This window comes from Sphingobium sp. SA2 (assembly GCF_032227065.1).
In the GTDB taxonomy this organism is placed as follows: domain Bacteria; phylum Pseudomonadota; class Alphaproteobacteria; order Sphingomonadales; family Sphingomonadaceae; genus Sphingobium.
In genome coordinates this window covers 1,315,099-1,335,565 of the sequence record NZ_JAPMXX010000006.1, presented here as the reverse complement: position 1 = coordinate 1,335,565, position 20,467 = coordinate 1,315,099, and the positions used below count along the sequence as shown (strand labels likewise).

20 protein-coding genes are annotated in these 20,467 nt (G+C 63.2%); 5 read left to right on the top strand and 15 right to left on the bottom strand.

Annotated features, from left to right (window positions below; genetic code table 11):
- Positions 1 to 38: 38 nt before the first annotated feature.
- The 3 genes from OVY48_RS14195 to OVY48_RS14185 all read right to left on the bottom strand — a co-directional run bounded on the left by OVY48_RS14195 (position 39) and on the right by OVY48_RS14185 (position 2,265).
- Positions 39 to 632, bottom strand: a complete 594-nt coding sequence (locus OVY48_RS14195; protein ID WP_313924789.1) for an SDR family oxidoreductase — start codon at positions 630 to 632, stop codon at positions 39 to 41.
- A 161-nt stretch (positions 633 to 793) separates the two neighbouring features.
- Positions 794 to 1,309 (bottom strand): cupin domain-containing protein, encoded by a 516-nt coding sequence (locus tag OVY48_RS14190; protein WP_313923294.1) that lies wholly within the window; start codon positions 1,307 to 1,309, stop codon positions 794 to 796.
- A complete protein-coding gene (locus OVY48_RS14185) occupies positions 1,309 to 2,265 on the bottom strand; it encodes a fumarylacetoacetate hydrolase family protein (protein ID WP_313923293.1) in 957 nt (318 codons plus the stop codon). The genes OVY48_RS14190 and OVY48_RS14185 overlap by 1 nt, the downstream gene beginning before the upstream one ends.
- A gap of 132 nt (positions 2,266 to 2,397) precedes the next feature.
- On the opposite strand from OVY48_RS14185, the gene OVY48_RS14180 reads away from it, so the two are divergent.
- Together OVY48_RS14180 and OVY48_RS14175 are read left to right on the top strand one after the other, a co-directional pair.
- Positions 2,398 to 3,594: an alpha/beta hydrolase gene (locus OVY48_RS14180; protein ID WP_313923292.1), complete on the top strand. Its 1,197-nt coding sequence runs from the start codon at positions 2,398 to 2,400 to the stop codon at positions 3,592 to 3,594.
- A complete protein-coding gene (locus tag OVY48_RS14175) occupies positions 3,594 to 4,001 on the top strand; it encodes a VOC family protein (protein ID WP_313923291.1) in 408 nt (135 codons plus the stop codon). The genes OVY48_RS14180 and OVY48_RS14175 overlap by 1 nt, the downstream gene beginning before the upstream one ends.
- 305 nt (positions 4,002 to 4,306) lie before the next feature.
- Here OVY48_RS14175 and OVY48_RS14170 read toward each other — a convergent pair whose 3' ends face one another.
- The 4 genes from OVY48_RS14170 to OVY48_RS14155 all read right to left on the bottom strand — a co-directional run bounded on the left by OVY48_RS14170 (position 4,307) and on the right by OVY48_RS14155 (position 8,173).
- The gene (locus tag OVY48_RS14170; protein ID WP_313923290.1) at positions 4,307 to 5,377 is read right to left on the bottom strand and encodes a VOC family protein; all 1,071 of its coding nucleotides are present in this window, start codon (positions 5,375 to 5,377) and stop codon (positions 4,307 to 4,309) included.
- Positions 5,378 to 5,550: 173 nt separating this feature from the next.
- Complete coding sequence (locus OVY48_RS14165; protein WP_313923289.1) at positions 5,551 to 5,781, bottom strand: hypothetical protein; 231 nt, start codon at positions 5,779 to 5,781, stop codon at positions 5,551 to 5,553.
- On the bottom strand, positions 5,778 to 7,367 hold the full coding sequence (locus tag OVY48_RS14160) for an NAD(P)/FAD-dependent oxidoreductase (protein WP_313923288.1): 1,590 nt from the start codon (positions 7,365 to 7,367) through the stop codon (positions 5,778 to 5,780). The genes OVY48_RS14165 and OVY48_RS14160 overlap by 4 nt, the downstream gene beginning before the upstream one ends.
- Entirely contained in the window at positions 7,364 to 8,173 is an 810-nt protein-coding gene (locus tag OVY48_RS14155) for an SDR family oxidoreductase (RefSeq protein WP_313923287.1), read from the bottom strand. The genes OVY48_RS14160 and OVY48_RS14155 overlap by 4 nt, the downstream gene beginning before the upstream one ends.
- Before the next feature lie 99 nt (positions 8,174 to 8,272).
- Between OVY48_RS14155 and OVY48_RS14150 the strand changes: the two genes are divergently transcribed.
- Positions 8,273 to 8,713 carry a helix-turn-helix domain-containing protein gene (locus OVY48_RS14150; protein WP_313923286.1) on the top strand — a complete coding sequence of 147 codons (441 nt, stop codon included), beginning with the start codon at positions 8,273 to 8,275 and terminating at the stop codon, positions 8,711 to 8,713.
- A 100-nt stretch (positions 8,714 to 8,813) separates the two neighbouring features.
- Here OVY48_RS14150 and OVY48_RS14145 read toward each other — a convergent pair whose 3' ends face one another.
- Genes OVY48_RS14145 through OVY48_RS14135 form a run of 3 tightly spaced genes read right to left on the bottom strand, consistent with a single transcriptional unit; the run spans position 8,814 to position 13,276 of the window.
- Positions 8,814 to 9,827 carry a LysR family transcriptional regulator gene (locus OVY48_RS14145; RefSeq protein WP_313923285.1) on the bottom strand — a complete coding sequence of 338 codons (1,014 nt, stop codon included), beginning with the start codon at positions 9,825 to 9,827 and terminating at the stop codon, positions 8,814 to 8,816.
- 13 nt (positions 9,828 to 9,840) lie between these two features.
- Positions 9,841 to 10,770 carry an NAD-dependent epimerase/dehydratase family protein gene (locus OVY48_RS14140; protein ID WP_313923284.1) on the bottom strand — a complete coding sequence of 310 codons (930 nt, stop codon included), beginning with the start codon at positions 10,768 to 10,770 and terminating at the stop codon, positions 9,841 to 9,843.
- Positions 10,771 to 10,825: 55 nt separating this feature from the next.
- The gene (locus OVY48_RS14135) at positions 10,826 to 13,276 is read right to left on the bottom strand and encodes a TonB-dependent receptor domain-containing protein (RefSeq protein WP_313923283.1); all 2,451 of its coding nucleotides are present in this window, start codon (positions 13,274 to 13,276) and stop codon (positions 10,826 to 10,828) included.
- 228 nt (positions 13,277 to 13,504) lie between these two features.
- On the opposite strand from OVY48_RS14135, the gene OVY48_RS14130 reads away from it, so the two are divergent.
- Complete coding sequence (locus tag OVY48_RS14130) at positions 13,505 to 14,629, top strand: FAD-dependent monooxygenase (RefSeq protein WP_313923282.1); 1,125 nt, start codon at positions 13,505 to 13,507, stop codon at positions 14,627 to 14,629.
- A gap of 42 nt (positions 14,630 to 14,671) precedes the next feature.
- Here the strand turns inward: OVY48_RS14130 and OVY48_RS14125 are convergent, their stop codons facing one another.
- From OVY48_RS14125 to OVY48_RS14105, 5 genes are read right to left on the bottom strand one after another with little or no spacing between them, the layout of a single operon-like run.
- Complete coding sequence (locus OVY48_RS14125) at positions 14,672 to 15,439, bottom strand: SDR family NAD(P)-dependent oxidoreductase (protein ID WP_313923281.1); 768 nt, start codon at positions 15,437 to 15,439, stop codon at positions 14,672 to 14,674.
- 2 nt (positions 15,440 to 15,441) lie between these two features.
- On the bottom strand, positions 15,442 to 16,773 hold the full coding sequence (gene hisD / locus OVY48_RS14120; RefSeq protein ID WP_313923280.1) for a histidinol dehydrogenase: 1,332 nt from the start codon (positions 16,771 to 16,773) through the stop codon (positions 15,442 to 15,444).
- Positions 16,774 to 16,816: 43 nt separating this feature from the next.
- The gene (locus OVY48_RS14115) at positions 16,817 to 17,116 is read right to left on the bottom strand and encodes an antibiotic biosynthesis monooxygenase (protein ID WP_313923279.1); all 300 of its coding nucleotides are present in this window, start codon (positions 17,114 to 17,116) and stop codon (positions 16,817 to 16,819) included.
- A gap of 22 nt (positions 17,117 to 17,138) precedes the next feature.
- Positions 17,139 to 17,852, bottom strand: coding sequence for an SDR family NAD(P)-dependent oxidoreductase (locus tag OVY48_RS14110; protein ID WP_313923278.1), 714 nt, complete (start codon positions 17,850 to 17,852; stop codon positions 17,139 to 17,141).
- The gene (locus OVY48_RS14105) at positions 17,845 to 19,068 is read right to left on the bottom strand and encodes an MFS transporter (RefSeq protein WP_313923277.1); all 1,224 of its coding nucleotides are present in this window, start codon (positions 19,066 to 19,068) and stop codon (positions 17,845 to 17,847) included. The genes OVY48_RS14110 and OVY48_RS14105 overlap by 8 nt, the downstream gene beginning before the upstream one ends.
- Positions 19,069 to 19,789: 721 nt before the next feature.
- On the opposite strand from OVY48_RS14105, the gene OVY48_RS14100 reads away from it, so the two are divergent.
- Entirely contained in the window at positions 19,790 to 20,464 is a 675-nt protein-coding gene (locus OVY48_RS14100) for a glutathione S-transferase family protein (protein ID WP_313923276.1), read from the top strand.
- The last annotated feature ends 3 nt before the right edge of the window (positions 20,465 to 20,467 follow it).

The following is a 20,467-nucleotide window of genomic DNA, read 5'->3' as shown; positions in this document are numbered from 1 at the left end:
CGTTTTGGGCGTAGCCAGATGGCAGATGTGTCCTTTCGCTAACTGCCATCGGTGATCAGGGTGCCCCCATCGACAACGAGATTGTGGCCAGTCACAAAAGCACCAGCCGGTGAAGCGAGGAAGAGGGCGCTTCCTGCCACCTCGTCCATTTCGCCCGGTCGGCGCAACGGCGTCATCTGCATTCGCCGTGCCATGAATATATCGTCGGCCAGAAGCGGCGCGGACAGTTCGGTGCGGATGAGGCCCGGCGACAGGGCGTTGACGCGCACATTGCGCGGGCCCCACTCGACCGCGAGGTTGCGGGCGAGTTGCGCCACCCCCGCCTTGGCTAGCGCATAGGCGTTGATCGCGCCATTGCCGCGCAGGCCCGACAGGCTGGAAACGAGGATTGCCGCGCCGCCACCCGTTGCGGCGATATGGGGCAAGGCGAGGTTGCACAGCCGAACCTGACTGCGCAAATTGACCGCCATGACCCGGTCATAATCGTCCATGTCGATAGTCGCGAAGGGGCCGGCGCGCCCCGTGATCCCGGCATTGCAGACCAGAATGTCGAGACGACCGAAATGGGCCATCGTGCCATCGACCAGCGCCGCGAGTTGCGCATCGTCGGCGACATCAGCCGGGATCGCCAGCGTTTTCAGCCGATACCCGGCCCGCTCGCAGTCTGCAGGATCTTAGCTGGAGATCGTGACCCGCGCGCCATGGCCCTGAAACATCTGCGCGATGGCGAGCCCTATGCCGCGGGTCGATCCTGTGACGATCGCGACTTTGCCGGAAAGATCGAACAGGCCCATCAATGCTTGTCCTCTGGCTTCTCCTCCGGGAGCGGCTGGCCGTCATGCCGATAAGCGGGTGCCTCGATCAGGATGAAGGCGATACGGCAGGGCCTGTCGGTTATGTTGCGCCAGAGATGATTTGTGCCGCGCTGGATGATGACGCCGCCTTCCCGCACCGTCGTCTTGCGGCCGTCATCCAGTTCCAGCTCGACCTGGCCAGACATGACGATGCCATAATCGATGCTGTTGGTACGGTGCATCGGCGATTCCTTGCCCGGAAGCATGTCGACGATGCGGATCACCGATCCCTGGTTGAGGGTGAGGCCGGCGTCGCGCAGGCGGCCGTCCGTCTCGTCATTATTGTCAGCCGGCACCGTCGCCGTCGTCCAAATAAGCAGGAAAGCGGCATCCCCCGATGGGATCATCCGGGTGGGCGTGACATCTTCAGACTTGAAGATCGCTCGGCCGTCGGCGTCGTGACCCGTGACAACGCACTGGATCGGGGGCAGGCCTGAATCGCTAAGCTCGGTCATTATTGCTCTCCTCGATAGGCGATGACCTGCTGGTCGATGATGCCAAAGGGCGCGCGGCCGTCTGCGAGGCGTCCCTCCATGCGGATATGGTCGCCAAAGCGCATGAAGGCGGTGCGGGCGACGCCTTCATCGACAATCTCGATCCCGCGCCGTTCGGCGATGCAGGAGGAGCCGACTTCACGAAAATTGGCGTTGGAAACAGTGCCGGAACCAATCACCGTGCCCGCCACCAGATGGCGGGTCCGCGCGGCGTGGGCGACCAGGTCATGGAAGCCAAAGCCCATCGCGTCGCCATTGGCCGCGCCAAAGCGCTGGCCGTTCCAATCGACCAGCAGGTCCATGGCCACCCGGCCATCGCGCCACTGGTCGCCCAGTTCGTCCGGTGTCACGGCAAAGGGCGCCATGGAACAGGCAGGCTTGGCCTGGACCCAGCCAAAGCCGGTCTTCATTTCAGGACCGGCGAGCGCGCGCAGCGACCAGTCATTGATCTGAACGATCAGGCGGATATACGCCATGGCATCTTGAGGCGTGACACCCATCGGCACGGCATCGACGATGACGCCGAACTCGCCCTCGAAATCAATGCCGAGGCTCTCGTCAGGCATGGGGACATCGTCCTGCGGACCGTAGAAATGATCCGAGACGCCCTGATACATGAGCGGACGCCCGGTCTTTTCAGGCGCAATGCCCAGCACCTTGTCCATCAGCGCGCCGTGGCTTTCGAACGCCGAGCCATCGAGCCACTGCCAGGCGCGCGGAAGGGGCGCGGCCAGTTGGGCGGGATCGACAGGATGCGGGAAATCCGTAATTGCCGCGAGCGCTGGCGCAATGTCCGTCCATTGTTCGAGCGCCGACTGAAGCGTGGTGACGGCGGGTTCCGCATAGCTGCTGCCGTCGGGTGACAGGAGGATCAGTCGCCCGTCCCTGCCGCCATTTCTGATCGTCGCCAGCCGCATCGCTTCTCCTCTCGCTCTTGTCGCCAAACCGATGGGACAGGGCGGCGGCATGGTCAAAGCCAAATGGTGGATAGTGGGCTTCCACGGTTTCAATTTGATCCGCGCGATGCATGCGCGTCTGTGATGCGATGGATGAAGCTGCCGCATATCGGCGGCGCGACAGTCGAGAGGATCTGCATGTTCGAGCCCTTCCCCGGAAATTACGTCTGGAATCTTGCCACCAACCTGGCGCTGGTATGCGGTGGCAATCATGGCGAGATCGACGAAGCGAACCGCCCGATCATGGAGGCCGCCAAGGCTGGGGCGGACGCGGGCAGCGCGCTGATGTTCGACAGTTGGCTGCGCGTGGCGGACCAGGTCGCTGCCAATGCGGCGGCGGACGAAGTGGCGGGCTTCGATCTGTCGGCCGGCTCCAAATATCTGCGTGCGTCAGGCTATTATCTGGCGGCCGAACGGATGCAGAGCCGCGACTATGCGCCGCGCTGGGCAGCTTATGACCGCGGGCTGGAACTCTATCGCAAAGGGTGCGCATTGCGCGGCCTGCATGTCGACTTCGTCGAGATACCCTATGAAGGGAGCGCCTACACCGCCATCTTCGTCCATGATGGGTCGGGGACGCCGCGACCGACCCTGGTGTCGGTCAACGGCCTCGATTCCATGAAGGAACAGGTCAATATGGCGGGCCATGGCGCGTCCAATCTGGAGCGGGGGATCAACACCCTGTTCGTGGATCAGCCAGGCACGGGCGAGGCACTGCGCAAGCGCGGGCTGACGGCGGTGTTCGATGCCGAGCGCTGGGGATCGCCCGCCTTCGACTATCTGCTGACACGGCCGGATGTCATCCATGACAAGATCGGCATCTTCGGCCTGTCCTTTGGCGGCTATCATGCGCCGCGGATTGCCGCCAACGATCCGCGCTACGCGCTATGTGCGGTCATGGGCGCGAACCATGTCTGGGGCCAGCGGCAGCGCGAGCGGGTCGCCAATGAAGGCGAAAACCCCGTTCCCCATTATTGGGATCATGTCATGTGGGTGTTCGGCTTCGACAATCAGGCGGATTTCCTGGCCTATGCCGACCAGATCACGCTGGACAGGCAGGTCGAAAAGATCCGGGTGCCCTTCCTTATCACCCATGGCGAGAATGACCGGCAGATTCCCGCGTTCAACGCGCAGCTGAGTTACGACCAGGCGGTCAACAGCCCCAAGCGGACGTTGCGCATGTTCACCAAGGCCGATTTCGAGGTGGAGCATTGCGGCGCGGACAATGGCACGGGGATGCGCGATTATATCGCCGACTGGTGCGCGCAGACCTTCGCCGAGATGGACTGATGGCCGATTTCAGCTTTCATCATGGCGGGGTCAGCGTGCCAGACCTGGACGCCGCGATCGACTGGTATGCTCGGGTGCTGGGCTTTGCGGTCGAAAAACGCTTCCATATCGAAGCGGCGCGGGCGCATGCGGCGATGATGCGCAAGGGCGCGTTGCGCTTCGAGCTGTTCGAGGTGGAGGGCGCGGCCCCGCTGCCCGAAGAACGCCGCCATCCGCCGTCCGACCTCAAGACCCATGGCAACAAGCATGTCGCCTTTCAGGTCGATGATCTGGAGGCGTTTCTGGTCGAGATGGAAGGCAAGGGCGCGGACATCGCCTTTGTCGTGCTCGAAGCATTCGGCAAGGGATGTTTCCTGCGCGATGTTGCGGGCAATCTGATCGAATTTGTCGAGGAAGCGGCGGCTTGAGAAATAGGATTGTCGGCGCTTAACTTCGCATATTTCCCGCCAATTTCGACATTATAGTGCGCCATTGCGACATTTTGTATCACAGAACCGCACTGACTGCGCCCCTATCCTCTATGGTGCATTCAGGCGTGGTCGGACGGTGGGAAAGAGCCATGGCCAAGCCTAACAGAATCGAGGCGTGTAGGACAGGATGAGGGATGAGCTTGCCATAGGCACAAGCGGCGATCCCCCGCATCCGACTTCGCCTAACCCTCCGCGCGGGTAAGGCTGCATATCCTTCTCCCCGCTGGGGAGAGGGTCTTTCCTCAGAGAGCGTGTTCGTCCGCTTCGGTGATGTCGGCCAGCTTGCCCTCCACCGGCCGCTTGCCGGGGCTGGTCTTGCGATAGGCTTCAAAGCTGGCGCGGTCAGCGTCGAAGGCCATGTCCCAGGGGATATCGTCACCCCGGAAGATGGGCGGCGCATTGTTCGACCAGAGCAGAGAGCCGAAGCGGAAATCCCAGGCGCGCGGCACCCAATTATCGTCGAGATAATCGGTATCGGCGTGATATTCCGCCTCACCCGCTTTGCCCGGCATGTCGCAATAATAATAGATGGCAGACGAAATGCGGTGACGCGATATGCCGCCGCTGCTGTTCATCGACCGGTTCTTCCAGCCCTTTGCCTCCATGATGTTGGCGCCCAGCATCACCTCGTCAATATCGTCCATGCCAAAGGCGATATGCATGAATTTGAAATGGTCCGGCGCGATCGGTAGGTCGCAATTGACCCAGAAGATCGCATGATGTTCAAACGTGCCATCAGCGCGGGCGAAGATGCCGGTGCCCTTGCTATGGTCGACATAGCGAAAGCCCATATGCCGTTCGTAAAATTCAAAGCTGCTGACATAGTCGGGCGAAAAGAAGACGACATGGTTGATCGTCTTGGGAATGGCTCGCTGACGCCAGATGCGGTGCTGGTTGAAGCGGGGATAGTTGCCCGGCGTGTTGACCGGACTGGCTTCGCTGACCACCGGGCGCTTGGCCCAGACGCGCAGCGCGATCGGCTGGCCGTCGGGGCAGGTGCAATGGATGGTGCCGTCATCGTCGCGGCGCACGGCGACTTCGTTCGCGAGGCTGGCGGCGATCCGGTCCAGCGCGTCGGCACCGTCCACACCCCAGACGGTTTCTTTCAAGCCATCGCCGGGGAAGGGATCGGGCGAGGGCAAGCGCGGATCGCCATGCCGATAAAGAATGATGCGCGAACCGGAGGCGAGGCGAAACGTCGCCTCCTCATCGCTCGCCTGCTCCAGCGGCAGGCCGAAATCAGTCCAGAAACGGGTATGTTCGCCCAAGTCCGCGACCCCGAAAATTGCGCTCTCAACGCCCAATATACTCATGCATGACTCCTCATCCTGAGCGTCATCATGGCGGTGAGGCTGGCAGCGCGGAAACGCATTTCATGGGGGGCTGCTATCGGTGGGGCGGATAGGTGGGGCGTGTCTCGCGCGCTGCTTTTTGTCGATGGCCCCACCCCAACCCCTCCCCTGAAGGGGAGGGGCTATTATGGCTCCTACCCCCGCCGGAACAGCATCGTCAGCAGGAACAGGATCGTGCGCGCGTCCAGCAGTTTGAGCGCGGCGCGCGCTTCGCCGGGGGTCAGTTTGGCCACCATCGGCATCGCGCCGAAAATCTTGCCCCGGATGATCAGCGCGTTGCCGTCCCGCTCGATCTTGCGGACGGTCATCAGTTCCTTGTCCTGCCCGTCGAGGATTTTCATGATCGGGGGTTTGCCATTTTTCATTGCACCGCTCCTGCGCAGACCTTGTCATAATCCATGCCCATATCGTCCATCATCTGGATCGCGGTGGCGCGCCCCGCCCCAAACACGCCGCCGCCCGGATGCATGAAGGGACCGACGAGATAGAGACTCTCAATCCCCGGCACGCGGAAATGGCCGAGATCCGGCGTCGGGCGGTGACCGACCGTCTGGTACATGAAGGGCGCGCAGCCATGGATGTCGCCCTTGACGAAGCTGGCCGGGCTGTCGCGTTCATGGTCGAGCGGGGAACGGACCAGCGATCCGATGATATTATCCTCGTCCAGATTGCTATAGAAGAGGCGATATTGGCGCAGGCTTTCTGCCGCGATCTCCTCCTTCATCCGGTCCCAGGCCGCCGGACCGCCTTCGTGCAGATCGTAGGGCGCGAAGGTTACGCCATAGAATATGCCGCCCCCCGCTGGCGCACGGCTGGGGTCGTTGGAGCTATTGTCGCCGCCCGCGATCAGGCGGCGCGGCGGCACCACGCCCCGGCGCAGATGATCATAATCGAGCAGCATGTCGCGCATCGTGTGGGTCTGGAGCAATTCGGTCATGACGCCGCCCTCTCCTTCGCTCCAGCGCAGTTTCGCCTTTTCCTTCAAGGCCATGTGCAGCAGGTTGATCGAGAAGGTCGACGGCGTGACCCGCTCGGCCCGCGCCAGCACCGGCTCTGGCGTTTCGGACACGAAGCGACGCAGGACATGGGGATGGATCGCGCCGATGACGCCATCCTTCGCCATGATGGTTTCGCCGTCGATAAGCTCCAGCCCCGTCGCCTTGCCGGACGAGACGATGACGCGCTTCACCTCCGCATTGCAGCGCACTTCGCCGCCCATATGCTCGATCGCGCGGACCAGCGCCTTGCTGAGTTCGCCCGATCCGCCCTTTGGCATCGACACGCCATAGGTGTGGATGATGCCGGGCATCAGCAGCGCGCCCATGCCGGTGCCCAGTTCGTCGGGCATCTGGAGATTTTCGGTGACGAGGCGGACGATATGGATTTTCAGCCGGTCGCTTTCAAAATATTGGTTCACCACGTCGAGGGCGGAGCGCTGCATCACGTCGAGCAGGAAGCGGCCCTCGTCGGACTGGTCCATCATCGCGACGAACGCGCCCATCGGGAAAGGTGGCGCATAAAGGCCGCCCATGAACATCGGCAGCACGCCCTGGCTGATGCCGACAAATGTGCGATAGGCCTCCGCATCGCGCGGGCTATATTGCGCGATTTCCTGGCAGGTGCGGTCGAGATCCTTCCACGACCGCATGACCGTGCCGTCGTCCCAGATGCTGACATGGGGCAGTTCGGGATAGATATAATCGAGGCCGAATTTGCCGATCAGTCCCAGTTCATCCTCGCGGATCATGGGATTGCCCTGAATCATGATGTGGACATTGCTATGTTCGTCATGCCAGTAGCCCGGCGTGATGAGTTCGCGGGTCGACACGCCGCCGCCGAAATGGGGCTTGCGTTCGAGAACCAGCACTTTCTTGCCGGCCTTCGCCATATAGGCCGCCGCAGTCAGGCCATTATGGCCCGCACCCATGACGACGATGTCGTAATTGCTCATTGATGCTCTCCAAAGAAGGTGCGGAATTGGGCGATGCCGGGGACGTGCGACGCGCAGCCGCCATCGGCGACGATCAACTGGCCGGTGACGTTGCGGGCGGCGTCGGACGCCAGGAAGGCGGCGACCTGCGCTATGTCGTCCGGGTCGCCGAGCTGGTCACGCAGGGTTTCGGCCTCCACCGCTTCGCGCAAGGGTGGCGGGAAGGCGGCGCGGAGTGCGGGCGTCATGGTCATGCCGGGCGCGACCGCGTTGCAGCGTATGCCATCGGGGCCGTGGCTGGCGGCGATCGAGCGGGTCATCTGGATGATCGCTGCCTTGGACGAACTATAGGCCGCCTGGATCATATGCCCCTGCAGCGCCAGATTGCTGACGGTATTGACGATATTGCCGCGCGTGGCGCGCAAATGGGGCAGCGCAGCGCGGCAGGCGACCATGGTGCCGCGGACATTGACGGCATAGGTCCGATCCCACAGCGCGGTCGCCATATGCTCGATATCGCCATCCTGCTGCGCGATGTCGGGACCAAGCAGGGCCGCATTATTGTGGAGAATGTCGAGCCGACCGAAATGGGCGACGGTGGCAGCGATCATGTCCTGCGTGCAGGTTTCGCTCTCCAGGTCGAGCGCAATGGCCAGCGCATCGGGCAAGGTCGCCGCCAGCGCCTGCGCGGCGTCAAAGGCGATGTCGGCAATCGCCACGCGCGCGCCACGCGCTGCCATCAGTTGCGCCGTCGCTGCGCCGATCCCGCCCGCGCCGCCCGTGATGATCGCCACTTTCCCGTCCAGCCGGATCGCATCAGCCTGCATCGCCCTCTCCTCTCTTGCTCTTGTCGGCGGGCATCATATGCTGCGCAGCAAAGGCGGGAAGACGGCACTTTTTTGTGCCCTCCATAATGTGGACGGACCATGGATTTCGACGATTTCGACGCGCCCGCGCGCGCAGGGCTGGCGGCGCTGGCACAGGATATGGCGGATCATGGCGCAGAGCGCGATGGGCCGATCCGCAGCATATTCGGGCTGCTGGGGGATCGCTGGTCGATGCTGCTGCTGCTGTTGCTGGCGGTTGCGCCCTTTCGCCATGCGGAGTTGCGCAGGCTGCTCGACCGGTTGAGCGCGGAAGGCGGGATTTCCCAGCGGATGCTGACGCTCAAATTGCGGCTGCTGGAGCGCAATGGCCTGGTGGCGCGATCAGTGAGCGGAGACGTGCCCCCCAAGGTGGGCTATGCACTGACGCCTTTAGGCATCGAGCTGGTCGGGGAAGCGCGCCGACTGCTGGGCTGGGTGCAGGCCAGCGGCGCGCGCATCCATGAGGCGCGAGCGGCCTTCGACAGGATGGACGAGGATTAGAGCCGCTTCCGATCCGATTGCATCGGCGTAGCTGCTCTACGTTTTTGGTTTGCCGCATTTTTCCGGGTCAGCCGGTAATTCCACCTGCCTGACAAAGGCTTTAGCCGCGCGACTTGGGTGTCGTGTCGCTCTGAAATTGCGCCGCCAATTCCTCGCGCGACACACGCGCTTCGTCCAGCGATATGACGGACTGATCGCGCTTCGGCACAACGGGCATCTGCGCATCGGACATGATCCGTTCCACGACCCAGCGGATGGCCGGATCATTGTTGCTGGAGATATGCCACTGGATCGCTTCGCGAATGGGCGGGATATCCATCGGTACTTCGCGCAGGGTCAGCGGCAGATAGGCCGCCATACGGGTCGCCAATCGCCGGTGCATCGTCGCGATCCGCTGGGAGCCGATGACCAGGCCGGGAAGCGACAGGAAGCTATGGGTGACGATCTCCAGCCGCCGCTGGCGCTTCTGCCGCCGCACGAACCAGTCCTCGAACGCGGAAACGCGGGCGCGGCCGAAACGGGCGGTCACATGGCCAAGCGCGAAATAAAGCTCCTTGGTCATCGGCCCGGCCATGGCCGGATTACCGTTCCAGCCGACGACGACATAGTCATCCTCGAACAAAATCTGGCTGGGATGGTCGGCGGAAATCGCATAGTCGATCGTGATGAGAAGGTCGACGGCGCCGCGCTCAAGCGATTCCAGCAGAGACTCGCTCAGCGACTGGATTTCGAACCGCATGCCGGGCGCTTGCTGTTGCAGGTCGATCATGGAGACGGCCAGCAGCACTTCGGTAATATAGTCCGACGCCATGATGCGGATCGTCCGGTCGGACGTGGCGGGGTCGAACGGCGGCGGCACGGCGATGGTCGAGCGGATCTGTTCCAGCACTGCGCGGACCGGCTCCACCAGCCCTTCCGCGCGCGCGGTCAGCACCATCTGACGCCCCTTTTGCACCAGCAGGTCGTCGGCGAAATAATCGCGCAGGCGGCCCAATGCCGATGAGGTAGCGGACTGGGACAGGCAGATGCGATCCGCCGCGAGGCTGACGCTGCGCTCAGCCAGTAGCGCGTCGAGCGCCACCAGAAGGTTGAGGTCCAGCCTGTCGAAGCGCATGTCCGTCTCCCGTTCAGCCTGCCGCTATCACCGACAATGCGTTGGTGACCAATGTAGCAGGGTCGCCATCATGGGCAAAGCCGGCACGGTCGGCGGCGGGCGTGGCGAGCGGGGGATGGGCGCCAAATGCCGCCTCCAGCCCGACGTCGGGACAATAGCTGACAAGATCGGCCGATACGCCGCACTGGCTAGCGATTTCGGCGGCAAGATCGCCCATGGTGATGCGCTGAGCAGGCAGGGTCACGACGCGGGTGGCAGGCATCAGCGATGCGTCCATGGTCAGCGCGTGGACCAGATTGTCGGCACAGCAGGCGACCGATTGCGCCCAGATGGTCGCGCCCTGCGACACCGGACAGACGAAAGTCTGGCCCGCACGCAGGGCGTGGAACAGGTCGCTCATGAAAGCGGATTTCATGCCCGACGGTCCCTTGGGCCGGGCAAGGATGCCGGGCAGGCGGACGCTGATCCCGTCGATTTCGCCGCGATGGTGCATCATGGCGACAGCGATTTCCATCATCGCTTTATGCCCGCCATAGACCATGCGCGGAGCAAGCGGGGTCTGGTCATCGACGCCACCGGCGGGCAACGGATCGCCGAACACAGCGATCGAGCTGGCATAGACGATGCGGGGGCGATGGCCCGCTGCCTTCGCCTCGTCCAGCAGGTCGTACATCGCGTCGATATTGATGCGGCGCGATGCGGCGGGATCGGCTTCGGCTGCACCGCCCGGCACGGTGGCGAGGTGGACGATCGCACTGCACCCGTCGCGCAAGGCGTCGGCACGGACGGCGGGGGACGCGATGTCACCCGCGACCGCGCGCGCACCGGCGGGGATGCCGCCCGCTGCGCTGTCCATGCCGACAATGTCATGACCCGCCGCCAACAGCCGCCGCACCAGTTGGCGGCCGACGAAACCGCCTGCGCCAGTGACGATGACTGTCATGATCTAATACCGATCCGCATAATGATCCCGCACCTTTTCGTCATCCACCGTTCGCTCAAAAATTCGCCGAGAAGCGCACGCCATAGGTTTGCGGCGCGGTGTAGCGGGCGATCGCCATGCCGATCGGCGAGCGTTGCGGCGTGGCGACCCGGCGCTTGTTTTCCAGATTGTAGAGGAAGGCGCCGAGCGACCAGCCGCCGTCGGCCGCGCGCAGGGTCAGGTTGAGGTCGGTCTGCCAATAGGCGCGGATATGTTCGAAATCGAGATATTCGAACGCGCCCCACTGATCGTCGCGCCAAGCGGTCGCGACATTGCCCACCAGTTCGAGCGAGCGGCCGAGCGGCACAACCTGTTCCGCGCCCAGATTCACGGTCCATTTGGGCGAATAGAGCAGGGGTTTGCCGGAGCAGTTGAAGTCCTTGACCGGCGCACCCCCTGCGCTGGCCCCCGTCAGAGTGAAGGGGCAGGCGATATTGTCGCGGGGCGAAGCAGTGTAGAGATGCAGGTCGTCATAGGTGGCTCTCAAATATTGCACCTTGGCGTTCAGAGTCGTCGTCGGCGTTGCCTTCACGATGGCATCGACGTCGAAACCCTTGATCGTGGACTTGCCGGCATTCTCGTTGGAGTTGATGAGCGTGCCGCTGGTATCCACGGTGAAATAGGTGATCTGCTGGTCCTTATATTTCCAGTAGAAGCCCTCGACATTCAATTGGACGCGGTTGTCGAAAAAGCGGTTCTTCGATCCCACCGTGTAGGCGGTGATGAATTCCGGATCATAGCTGGATTTGCCTTCGGCCAACTGGAAGCCGCCCGCGCGATAGCCGGTTTCGACGGTCGCATAGAGGAGGTTCTGCGGACCCAGATCAAATTCCGCCGACGCCTTCCAGGTGATGCGCGAATAGGTGCCGCTGTCGACCACCGGATTATAGGTTTTGAGGATGGTGCCGACGCCGTTCAGCAGCGGAAACACCTGCGGGTTGGCCTGATCGGTGCTGCCTGCCGCGATCCAGCCATTGCTGACGAGCCAGTTAACCGTGCCCCCGGTGGTCAGGAGATTAGGATAGCGCGGCAGCGCGCCCGGTGCGGCGCAACCCGCGGCGAAGGAGGCAGGCGGGGTGATGTTGGCAGGCGGCAGGCCGCCGCAGAAGGTGATGAAATTGTTGATGATGCCGTCCATCGACTTCTTGTCGCGGGTATAGCGCGCGCCGCCGACCAGGCGGAAGCGGTCGCTGATATTGGCGGTCAGCTGGCCGAAAGCCGCCCAGCTCTTGGTCTTGTGCGTGTAGGACTGGATCGGCAGGACGAATTCCTGATTATATTCCGTCTGCGCGTCGATCCTTTCATTGAAATAGAAGCCGCCCAGCACATAATCGACCATGCCGACGGACCCGGCCAGCCGCGCTTCCAGGCTATATTGCTTGTCGGTTTCAGCACTATAGGCGGTATTGAAGGCAGGACCGTAGAAGAAGCTGTCGCCCTTCGATTTGCGGAAGGCGGGGACGAGCGTGAAGGTGCCGATGTCGGTCTTCCAGTTGAGTTCGGCGTTCACGCCCCAATAGGTGTAGTCGACCGATTGCTGCTGGTTCATCGCATCGAGGAAGCCGAAGCCTGGCGCGCCGACCAAGGTCTGGCGATAGGCGTTGGCGGCGTCCGTATTGAACCCTTCCGACGTGTCGAATCCGCTGGGCGTGAATGTGTAGCCCGACGGGCCAGGCGAGTAGGAACCGATATAGCTGCCACCCGGTCCGACGCCGCCAATCTTCGTCCAGTCCGCGCCGATGCGCAGGCTGATCGCGTCGGAAGGCTCGATCAGGAACTGCCCGCGCAGGCCGGTGCGCTTCAAGTCGTCACTGCCGTCCCGGTTGTAGCCGTCGCTCACCTGGCGCGTGGCGGCAACGCGCAGGGCGCTGGTGTCGCTGGTGGCGAGGTTCAGATAGCCGTCAGCACTGACCGCGTCGTAATTACCGAGGGAGACGTTGAAGCCCGCGCCATTCTTGCCTAGTTCGGGGCGCGCAGGAATGATGTTGACCGCACCGCCGGTCGCGTTGCGGCCATAGAGAATGCCCTGCGGCCCTTTGAGCACCTCGACACGGGCAAGGTCATAGAAGGCGGAGCCGAAGGCACCCGCCGCACGGCCCAGCACGACCCCGTCATAGCTGGGGGTGACCGCGGGGTCGTTATAGCTGCTCGACGTGATATTGCCGACGCCGCGAATGAAGATGGAGGTGTTGGAGCCGCCACCATTGGTAACGGTAATCGCGGGGACGCTCTTGGTGATATCCTCCGCCTTGGCGATGCCCTGCTGGATCAGTGTGTCGCCGGTGACCGCGTCGATCGCGATCGCAGCCTTTTGAGCGCTTTCCGCCTTGCGCTGGGCCGTCACGACGATTTCGTCGATGCCGGCCGACGACTGGTCGGCAGCCGGTTCGGCGACCTGCGCCCAAGCGGCCGGAATAATAGCCATCGTAGCGACGGAGGCCGTCGTGGCGAACAGAATCTTGAGCATTGCCCTCTCCCTGAATGGTTTTGATTTGGCGCAATATTGATCGCTGAGGCGGGCTGCTGTCGCATTGATTTTCTGGATGCGACCTATCTGCACGCACGAACGACGGCGAAACGATCGGCCTGTCTATCCAGCTTTCCGATAGCAGATATTGAGGCAAAGCATTTTCGCCGCCGTCCGGCTCCCGATAGCAGCAAGGGTCAGAAGGTTTTCCGGGAGAGGCACGACATCATGATTGCGGGTAAACAGATATTGATCGTCGGCGGCGGCATTGGCGGCATGGCGTCGGCGATCCGCTTCGCCGAACTGGGCGCGAAGGTTACGCTGATCGACATCGACCCGGAATGGCGGGTCTATGGCGCGGGCATCACCATTACCGGGCCGACATTGCGTGCCTATCGCCATCTGGGGCTGCTCGACGCGATCAAGGAGCAGGGCGCAATTGCCGAGGGGGCGACCATCTTCCGCTATGACGGGCTGCGCTTGCAGCAGTTGGATGAACCCGCGCTGGAGGAAGGATTGCCCGCCACCGGTGGCATCATGCGGCCGAAATTGCATCGGATCATGCAGGCGCGGGTCAATGCGCTAGGGATCGATGTCCGGCTGGGCCTGTCGGTCAGCGCGCTCGACAACCGCGATGGCGGCGTGGACGTGGCCTTCACCGACGGAACGCAAGGGCGCTTCGACCTGGTCGTTGGTGCTGATAGCATCTATTCGGCGGTGCGGCGCATGGCTTTCCCGCACATGGCCGAAGCGCAACCCACCGGCCAGGGATGCTGGCGCGTGTCGATGAAGCGGCCGCCGGCGCTGGAGAACGGCGAGATCTATCTTGGTCATCGCTTCCCTGTCGGCATCAATCGGTGCGCGCAGGACATGGTCTATCTGTGGATGCTGACGCCGCATGAACATCGCGAGGTTCACTTCACCGACGAGGAGCTGTTCACGCGGTTGCACGACAATCTGGCCGATTTCGGCGGCAATATCGCGTGGGTGCGGGAGAATATGACCCGCCATGACTGGATCAACTATCGCCCGCTGGCCGCCGCCTTGCAGCCTGGTCCCTGGCATATGGGGCATATCGTGCTGCTGGGCGACGCGGTTCACGCGACCACCCCGCACATGGCGTCGGGCGCAGGCATGGCAGTGGAAAGCGCGCTGGTATTGGCCGAGGAACTGGACCGGGCGGCGAGTATCGAGGCGGGCCTGGAGGCCTATGAAGCGCGACGTTACGATCGGTGTCGGCATGTGGTGGAAACCAGCATCGCGGTCGGCAAGATGCAGCTGGCAGGCGATCCGCCCGAAGCGGTCGGCGCGGCGCTGGGCGCGGGACTGCACCGGCTGGCGAACCATTATTGAGCGCGGCTGAAGGCCCGGCGGACGCAGCCGCCGGGCCTTTCATTACTCGGCGGTCCAGCCACCATCGACGATCAGGCTGGTGCCGGTCATCAGCGCGCTGGCGTCGGACGCGAGGAAGACCACCGCGCCCATCAAATCCTCGACCGAGCCGAGCCGACCCAGTTTGATCTTGTCCAGCACACTGGCAAGGAACGTCTTGTCCTCGAAAAAGGGCCGGGTCATCGGGGTTTCGATGAAGGTCGGAGCGATGGTGTTGGAGCGGATGCCATGCGGCGCGAGGTCCAGCGCCATCGCCTTGCTCAGCCCCTCCAGCCCCCATTTGGATGCGCAGTAAAGCGACCTTCGCGCACCGCCGACATGGCCCATCTGCGAGCCCATATGGATGATGGAGCCGCGCAGGCCCGCCGCGATCATGCCCCGCGCCACGATCTGCGCGGCGAAGAAAGCGGCGCGCAGGTTAAGGCCCAGCACCGCGTCATAATCCTCCTCCGATACCTCGGTGAAAGGCTTGGGGCGATTGGTCCCTGCATTGTTGAGCAGGATGTCAAAGGGCGCCAGCGCATCGAGCGATCGGGCCGTGCCCGCCACGTCGCTGACGTCCAGACGGACCCAATCCGCCTGCCCGCCCGCGGCCCGGATGGCCTCAGCACCAGCCGCGATCTCCTCGCCGCTGCGGGCGGCCAGAGTCACATGCGCGCCGGCTTGCGCCAGTGCGGCGGCGCAGGCGAGGCCGATGCCCCTCCCCGCCCCCGTCACCAGCGCGCGCCTGCCATCCAGCCGGAAGCTGGGTGTCTTCGGCAAGGCCTCCATCGTCAGGCGGCCGTCGCCGACGTGGGTTCAGCCGTCCCGGCATAAGGGACATTGCGGCCACCATAGCGGCGTACCCGGATATTGGCCTGCTCGCCATGGCCGGCAAAGCCTTCCAGCGCACAGAGCCGACTGCAATATTCGCCTACCAGCGCGGAGGCTTCGTCCGTCAGCACCTTCTGGTAGGTGCAGGTCTTGATGAATTTGCCGACCCACAGCCCGCCGGTGTAGCGCGCGGCCTTCTTCGTCGGCAGGGTATGGTTGGTGCCGATCACCTTGTCACCAAAGCTGACATTGGTGCGCGCGCCGAGGAACAGCGCGCCATAATTGGTCATGTTTTGCAGGAAATAATCGGGATTGGCAGTCATTACCTGGACATGTTCGGATGCCAGCTCATCGGCGATCCGCACCATTTCGGCCTCATCTTCCGCCACGATTACTTCGCCGAACGTCTCCCACGCCTGCCGTGCATAATCGGCGGTGGGCAGGATCTGGAGCAGGCGTTCGATCTCCTTCATCGTCTCGCGCGCCAGCTTTTCCGACGTGGTCAGCAACACGGCCGGGCTGTCCGGGCCATGTTCGGCCTGGCCCAGCAGGTCGGTCGCCGCGAGTTCGGCGTCGCAGCCGATCTCGTCGGCGATCACCAGCGTCTCGGTCGGCCCGGCGAACAAGTCGATTCCGACCCGACCATAAAGCTGGCGCTTGGCTTCGGCGACGAAGGCATTGCCGGGGCCAACCAGGATATCGACCGGGTCGATGCTCTGCGTGCCGAGCGCCATCGCGCCCACCGCCTGGATGCCGCCCAGCGCATAGATGGCGTCTGCGCCCGCCATCGCCTGCGCCGCCACGATCGCGCGGGCAGGCTGCCCCTGGAAGGGCGGGGCGCAGGTTATGACGCGGGGTACGCCCGCGACCTTGGCGGTGATGACCGACATGTGGGCAGATGCGAGCAGAGGATATTTGCCCCCCGGCACATAGCAACCGGCGGAATTGAGCGGCAGGTTCTTGTGGCCCAGAATCACGCCCGGCATCGTCTCGACTTCGACATCATGCAGGCTGTCTCGCTGAAGCTGCGCGAAGTTGCGAACCTGGGTCTGGGCGAATTCTATGTCCTTGCGCGCCTGTGGCGTCAGGCTGTCGATACAGGCGTCGATTTCCGCCTGGCTCAGGCGATAATCGTCCCGATCCCAGCCATCGAACCTGATCGACAGGTCGCGCACCGCTGCGTCGCCACGCTGTTCGATGTCGGCCAGCGTCGCTTCGACGATGTCGCGGACCTTCCGGTCGGCATCGGCCTTCGCTTGCGCGGTGGCACCGCGCTTGAGATAATGTGCCATATGTTCGTTCCTTCTGAGGGGGCCGTCCCGGCCCGAAAATGCGTCAAAATCCGTCGATCGCGGTTTCGATGTGGAAGACGTCGGGCGTCGCTGTGAAAAACGGGCCGACAAGGGCGCGCCACGCCTGAAAGCCGTCGGACGCGCGGAAATCGACCACATGCGCGTCGATGCTGTCCCAGCCCACCACCAGCAGATAATGGCCTGGCCGATCGACGGCGCGCTCCAGCGCGAAGCTGCGGCAACCAGGTGCCGCACGGAAATGCGGCTGCGCCTGCGCGACGGCTGCTTCAAAGGCAGCGGCCTTGGCCGGATCAATGTCGATCCGGGCTATCTCCTTGATCATGTCCATTCCTTCCTTCGTCGGATCACCAGGCGGTCGCGCCCGCATCGACCGCGATGTCGGCCCCGGTCACATAGCGGGCCTCATCGGAGGCCAGCCACAGCGCGCACCAGCCAATGTCGTCGGGTTCGCCCAGCCGTTTGAGCATATTTTTCGCCAGCACCTTCGCTTCGAGCGCCGGATCCTCATCCAGATGACGCCCAGTCGCGGCCGTCCGGATGAAGCCGGGCGCGATGCTGTTGGCGCGGATATTATGCGGCGCGCCTTCCATCGCGAGTTGGCGGGTCATCGCCAGCACCCCGCCCTTGCCGGCGCAATGGGCGAGCGCAGGCGAGCCTTCGAGCGCGTGGCGAGCGTTGGCCGATGCGAAATTGATGATGGAGGCACGACCGCTTGCCTTGAGCCAAGGCCAGGCGGCGCGGGTCGCAAGGAAGACGATGTCGAGTTCGCCGCTCAGCGTCGTCCTCCAATGGCTGTAGGAGAGATGCTCGATCCAATCGAAGATGGCGAAAGCAGCGGCGTTGACGAGGATGTCGATGTGACCATGGTCGGTGCCGATCCTGTTGAACAGCGCATCGGTCGTCGCTTCGTCAAGCAGGTCGCAGTGCTCGTCGGCCCCTGCCCGGTCGAAGCCAATGACCTTGGCACCTTCCGCTGCAAAGAGCCGCGCGCAGCCTTGGCCAATGCCGCTGGCCGCGCCTGTGACCACCGCCACCTTGCCCTTCAGCCGCTCAGCCATGGACGACCATGCCTTCCACTGGCTGCGCGCCGCGGCGGAAGGGCGCGACGAGCGCGATGCCCGCGCCAAACAGCGCGCCAACCGACAACAGCAGGAACGCCCCCATCAACCCGCCAGCCGGCCGTGCCAGCAGGGTGACAATGACGGGGCTGAGAAACTGGCCGAAGGCGAAGGCGCTCTGCCACATGCCAGCGCCCCGCCCCCGTATCTCGAAAGACAAGAGGCTCATCGACCACACGAGCAGCGTGGGCAGCAGCAGGCCGGCACCGACTTGATTGAGGAAGCAGCCGACGAGGAAGGACGTCGCCCCCGTCGCCAGCCCCATGGTCGCAAAGCCCGCCGCCAGCAGGCCGAATTCGATCAGCAGCAGGCGGCGAATGGACCAACGCCCGATGCGGGAATAGACGAATGTGCCCAGCGGTACCCCGATGCTGGCGATCGAGGTCAACAGGCCGATACGGGCGGGGTCGGTCAGGCCGAGATGCACCAGCCCCGACGATGCCTGTATCTGCACCGCATAGAAGAAGATCGAACCATAGACGGTGATCGCGAGGATCATCATCATGCGTCGCCAGGGGAACATCAGCGGCGCAACAGGCGCCTGCGCCACCGCCGCTGGGCCGCTGCGGTCCCCCTTGGGCTCCCAGGTAAAGCGCAAGACCAGAGCAAACATGAGCAGCGCGGAGGTATAGACCCAGAAGGGCATACGCCAGCCGAAGACGCCGAGTTGGCCACCGATGTTGAAGAAGAGCAGCGCCGACATGGACGCGAAGGCGGTCTGCCCCGCCAGCCATTTATCGCGCGCCGCACCCGTGAAATAATCGCCGATCAATGTTGTCGACAATACCATGATCAGCGCTTCGGAAATGCCCACGCCAACGCGCGACACCAGGATGGCGGGAAGGCTGGTGAGAAAGACCGGCGCAACGCCGGTCATCGCATAGAGCAGGAAAGCGGCCAGCAGCAGGCGGCGTCGGCCGAAGCGGTCCCCCAGCAATCCGGCTATCGGCGAGAGAAAAGCGACGCAGAGCGCCGGGACCGTCAGGATCATCGGCACCCAAAATTCAAAACCCGGAACTGCGCGATATTCATGCAGCAGTTGCGGCAGGATCGGCGCAAGCAGCACGATCGCCATGGTCGACAGGGTGATCGGCAACAGCAGCGCGATCCCGGTCAGCGTGCCGGGCACAGGGTCAGACGCGGTTTGGCCTGCCATGCCGCTAATCGCCCAGCCGCAATATGGTATCAGCGCGCATCGTCTTACCCCTCCGCCGTTTTTCTGGATCACAGGATCATGCCGCAGCGCGATCCGGTCAAACCGAAAGGATCAAATCGACCTATTCATGGAAGTGCGCCGCGATCCGCACGCTGGCAACGCACAGGGTTCGCGGCGGTTGATGCGGGCAAGTTCCCCTTCCCGCGCCACTGACGCGCGCAAGGCCGTGCCGACGAGGTGACACGAATATGGGTGCCCAATGAGCGCGCCTGAAGCAGTACGCGATCTTGTAGCTCAGGGGCTAAGCGCAAATAAGTAGCGATTTAAAATTTGATTGCCCTCCGCACCGGAGAATGACTGCGCTGATGCCGATCTGGCACAAAGCCACGTCTGTCCGATGGGACGTTGAATGGATTCAACGAAGAGAAAGAGGCGGCATAGTCAGCCGATGAAAAGGGCGCCCCGAACAAGGCCGACCTTCCTGTTTTATTCCTTCCCCAAGCCGCCTGCGCGTGTCGTCCGCTTTGATCCAGCCCTATGGTATAAGTGGTTAGGACGCCGATCTGATTCCAGATTGCAGCATGACCAAACTGGGCCTTTCTGGCGGCCTATCACTCTCATCTGATTTTCACTACATAGTTGAAAATTAAAGCAGAGCCATTCTGCATTGAATTCCATCTCGGCCTCGACTTGCCGCGCCGCTCCCGGCTAAGAGGGGCACATGATGAAGCTGTTTATCGGTAACAAGGCCTATTCGAGCTGGTCGCTGCGCGGCTGGCTGGCGTGCAAGCTGTCGGGCTTGCCATTCGAGGAAGTCGTGGTCCCCCTCTATGACGAGGCGTGGGAGAAAAGGCGCGAGGGCGACGAGTTCGCACCCTCCTCCGGCAAGGTGCCGATCTTGTGGGATGGCGACGATATCGTCGTGTGGGACAGCCTCGCCATCATCGAATATCTCAATGAAAAGACCAGCGGCGACCTGTTCTGGCCGACCGACCCTGCCGCGCGCGCCATGGCCCGCTCGATGGCGGCAGAAATGCACAGCAGCTTTGCCGCACTGCGTCGCGAGCATAGCATGAACATCCGCCGCATCTACGACGCCGTGCCGCCCTCCGAAGCGGTGGCGCAGGATATTTTCCGCATGATGCAGCTGTGGGCGCAGGCCCGCGCGCGCCATGGTGGCGAGGGCGAATTTCTGTTCGGCGCGTTCAGCGCGGTCGATGTGATGTTCGCGCCGGTCGTCACCCGCTTCATCACCTACCAACTGCCCGTCGCCCGCTTTGCCCAGGCCTATATGCAGGCGATCATCGCCCATCCCTGGATGCAGGAATGGATCGGCGGGGCACAGGCGGAGGACTGGGTGATCGACAAGTTCGAGGTGCCGCCCCAGGTGGCGTGAGGC

Excerpts from the sequence above, each read along its gene's own strand:
- OVY48_RS14190 (WP_313923294.1), bottom strand. The coding sequence starts at position 1,309 with ATGACCGAGCTTAGCGATTCAGGCCTGCCCCCGATCCAGTGCGTTGTC.
- OVY48_RS14185 (WP_313923293.1), bottom strand. The coding sequence starts at position 2,265 with ATGCGGCTGGCGACGATCAGAAATGGCGGCAGGGACGGGCGACTGATC.
- OVY48_RS14180 (WP_313923292.1), top strand. The coding sequence starts at position 2,398 with ATGAAGCTGCCGCATATCGGCGGCGCGACAGTCGAGAGGATCTGCATG.
- OVY48_RS14175 (WP_313923291.1), top strand. The coding sequence starts at position 3,594 with ATGGCCGATTTCAGCTTTCATCATGGCGGGGTCAGCGTGCCAGACCTG.
- OVY48_RS14170 (WP_313923290.1), bottom strand. The coding sequence starts at position 5,377 with ATGAGTATATTGGGCGTTGAGAGCGCAATTTTCGGGGTCGCGGACTTG.
- OVY48_RS14165 (WP_313923289.1), bottom strand. The coding sequence starts at position 5,781 with ATGAAAAATGGCAAACCCCCGATCATGAAAATCCTCGACGGGCAGGAC.
- OVY48_RS14160 (WP_313923288.1), bottom strand. The coding sequence starts at position 7,367 with ATGAGCAATTACGACATCGTCGTCATGGGTGCGGGCCATAATGGCCTG.
- OVY48_RS14155 (WP_313923287.1), bottom strand. The coding sequence starts at position 8,173 with ATGCAGGCTGATGCGATCCGGCTGGACGGGAAAGTGGCGATCATCACG.
- OVY48_RS14150 (WP_313923286.1), top strand. The coding sequence starts at position 8,273 with ATGGATTTCGACGATTTCGACGCGCCCGCGCGCGCAGGGCTGGCGGCG.
- OVY48_RS14145 (WP_313923285.1), bottom strand. The coding sequence starts at position 9,827 with ATGCGCTTCGACAGGCTGGACCTCAACCTTCTGGTGGCGCTCGACGCG.
- OVY48_RS14140 (WP_313923284.1), bottom strand. The coding sequence starts at position 10,770 with ATGACAGTCATCGTCACTGGCGCAGGCGGTTTCGTCGGCCGCCAACTG.
- OVY48_RS14135 (WP_313923283.1), bottom strand. The coding sequence starts at position 13,276 with ATGCTCAAGATTCTGTTCGCCACGACGGCCTCCGTCGCTACGATGGCT.
- OVY48_RS14130 (WP_313923282.1), top strand. The coding sequence starts at position 13,505 with ATGATTGCGGGTAAACAGATATTGATCGTCGGCGGCGGCATTGGCGGC.
- OVY48_RS14125 (WP_313923281.1), bottom strand. The coding sequence starts at position 15,439 with ATGGAGGCCTTGCCGAAGACACCCAGCTTCCGGCTGGATGGCAGGCGC.
- hisD (WP_313923280.1), bottom strand. The coding sequence starts at position 16,773 with ATGGCACATTATCTCAAGCGCGGTGCCACCGCGCAAGCGAAGGCCGAT.
- OVY48_RS14115 (WP_313923279.1), bottom strand. The coding sequence starts at position 17,116 with ATGATCAAGGAGATAGCCCGGATCGACATTGATCCGGCCAAGGCCGCT.
- OVY48_RS14110 (WP_313923278.1), bottom strand. The coding sequence starts at position 17,852 with ATGGCTGAGCGGCTGAAGGGCAAGGTGGCGGTGGTCACAGGCGCGGCC.
- OVY48_RS14105 (WP_313923277.1), bottom strand. The coding sequence starts at position 19,068 with ATGGCAGGCCAAACCGCGTCTGACCCTGTGCCCGGCACGCTGACCGGG.
- OVY48_RS14100 (WP_313923276.1), top strand. The coding sequence starts at position 19,790 with ATGATGAAGCTGTTTATCGGTAACAAGGCCTATTCGAGCTGGTCGCTG.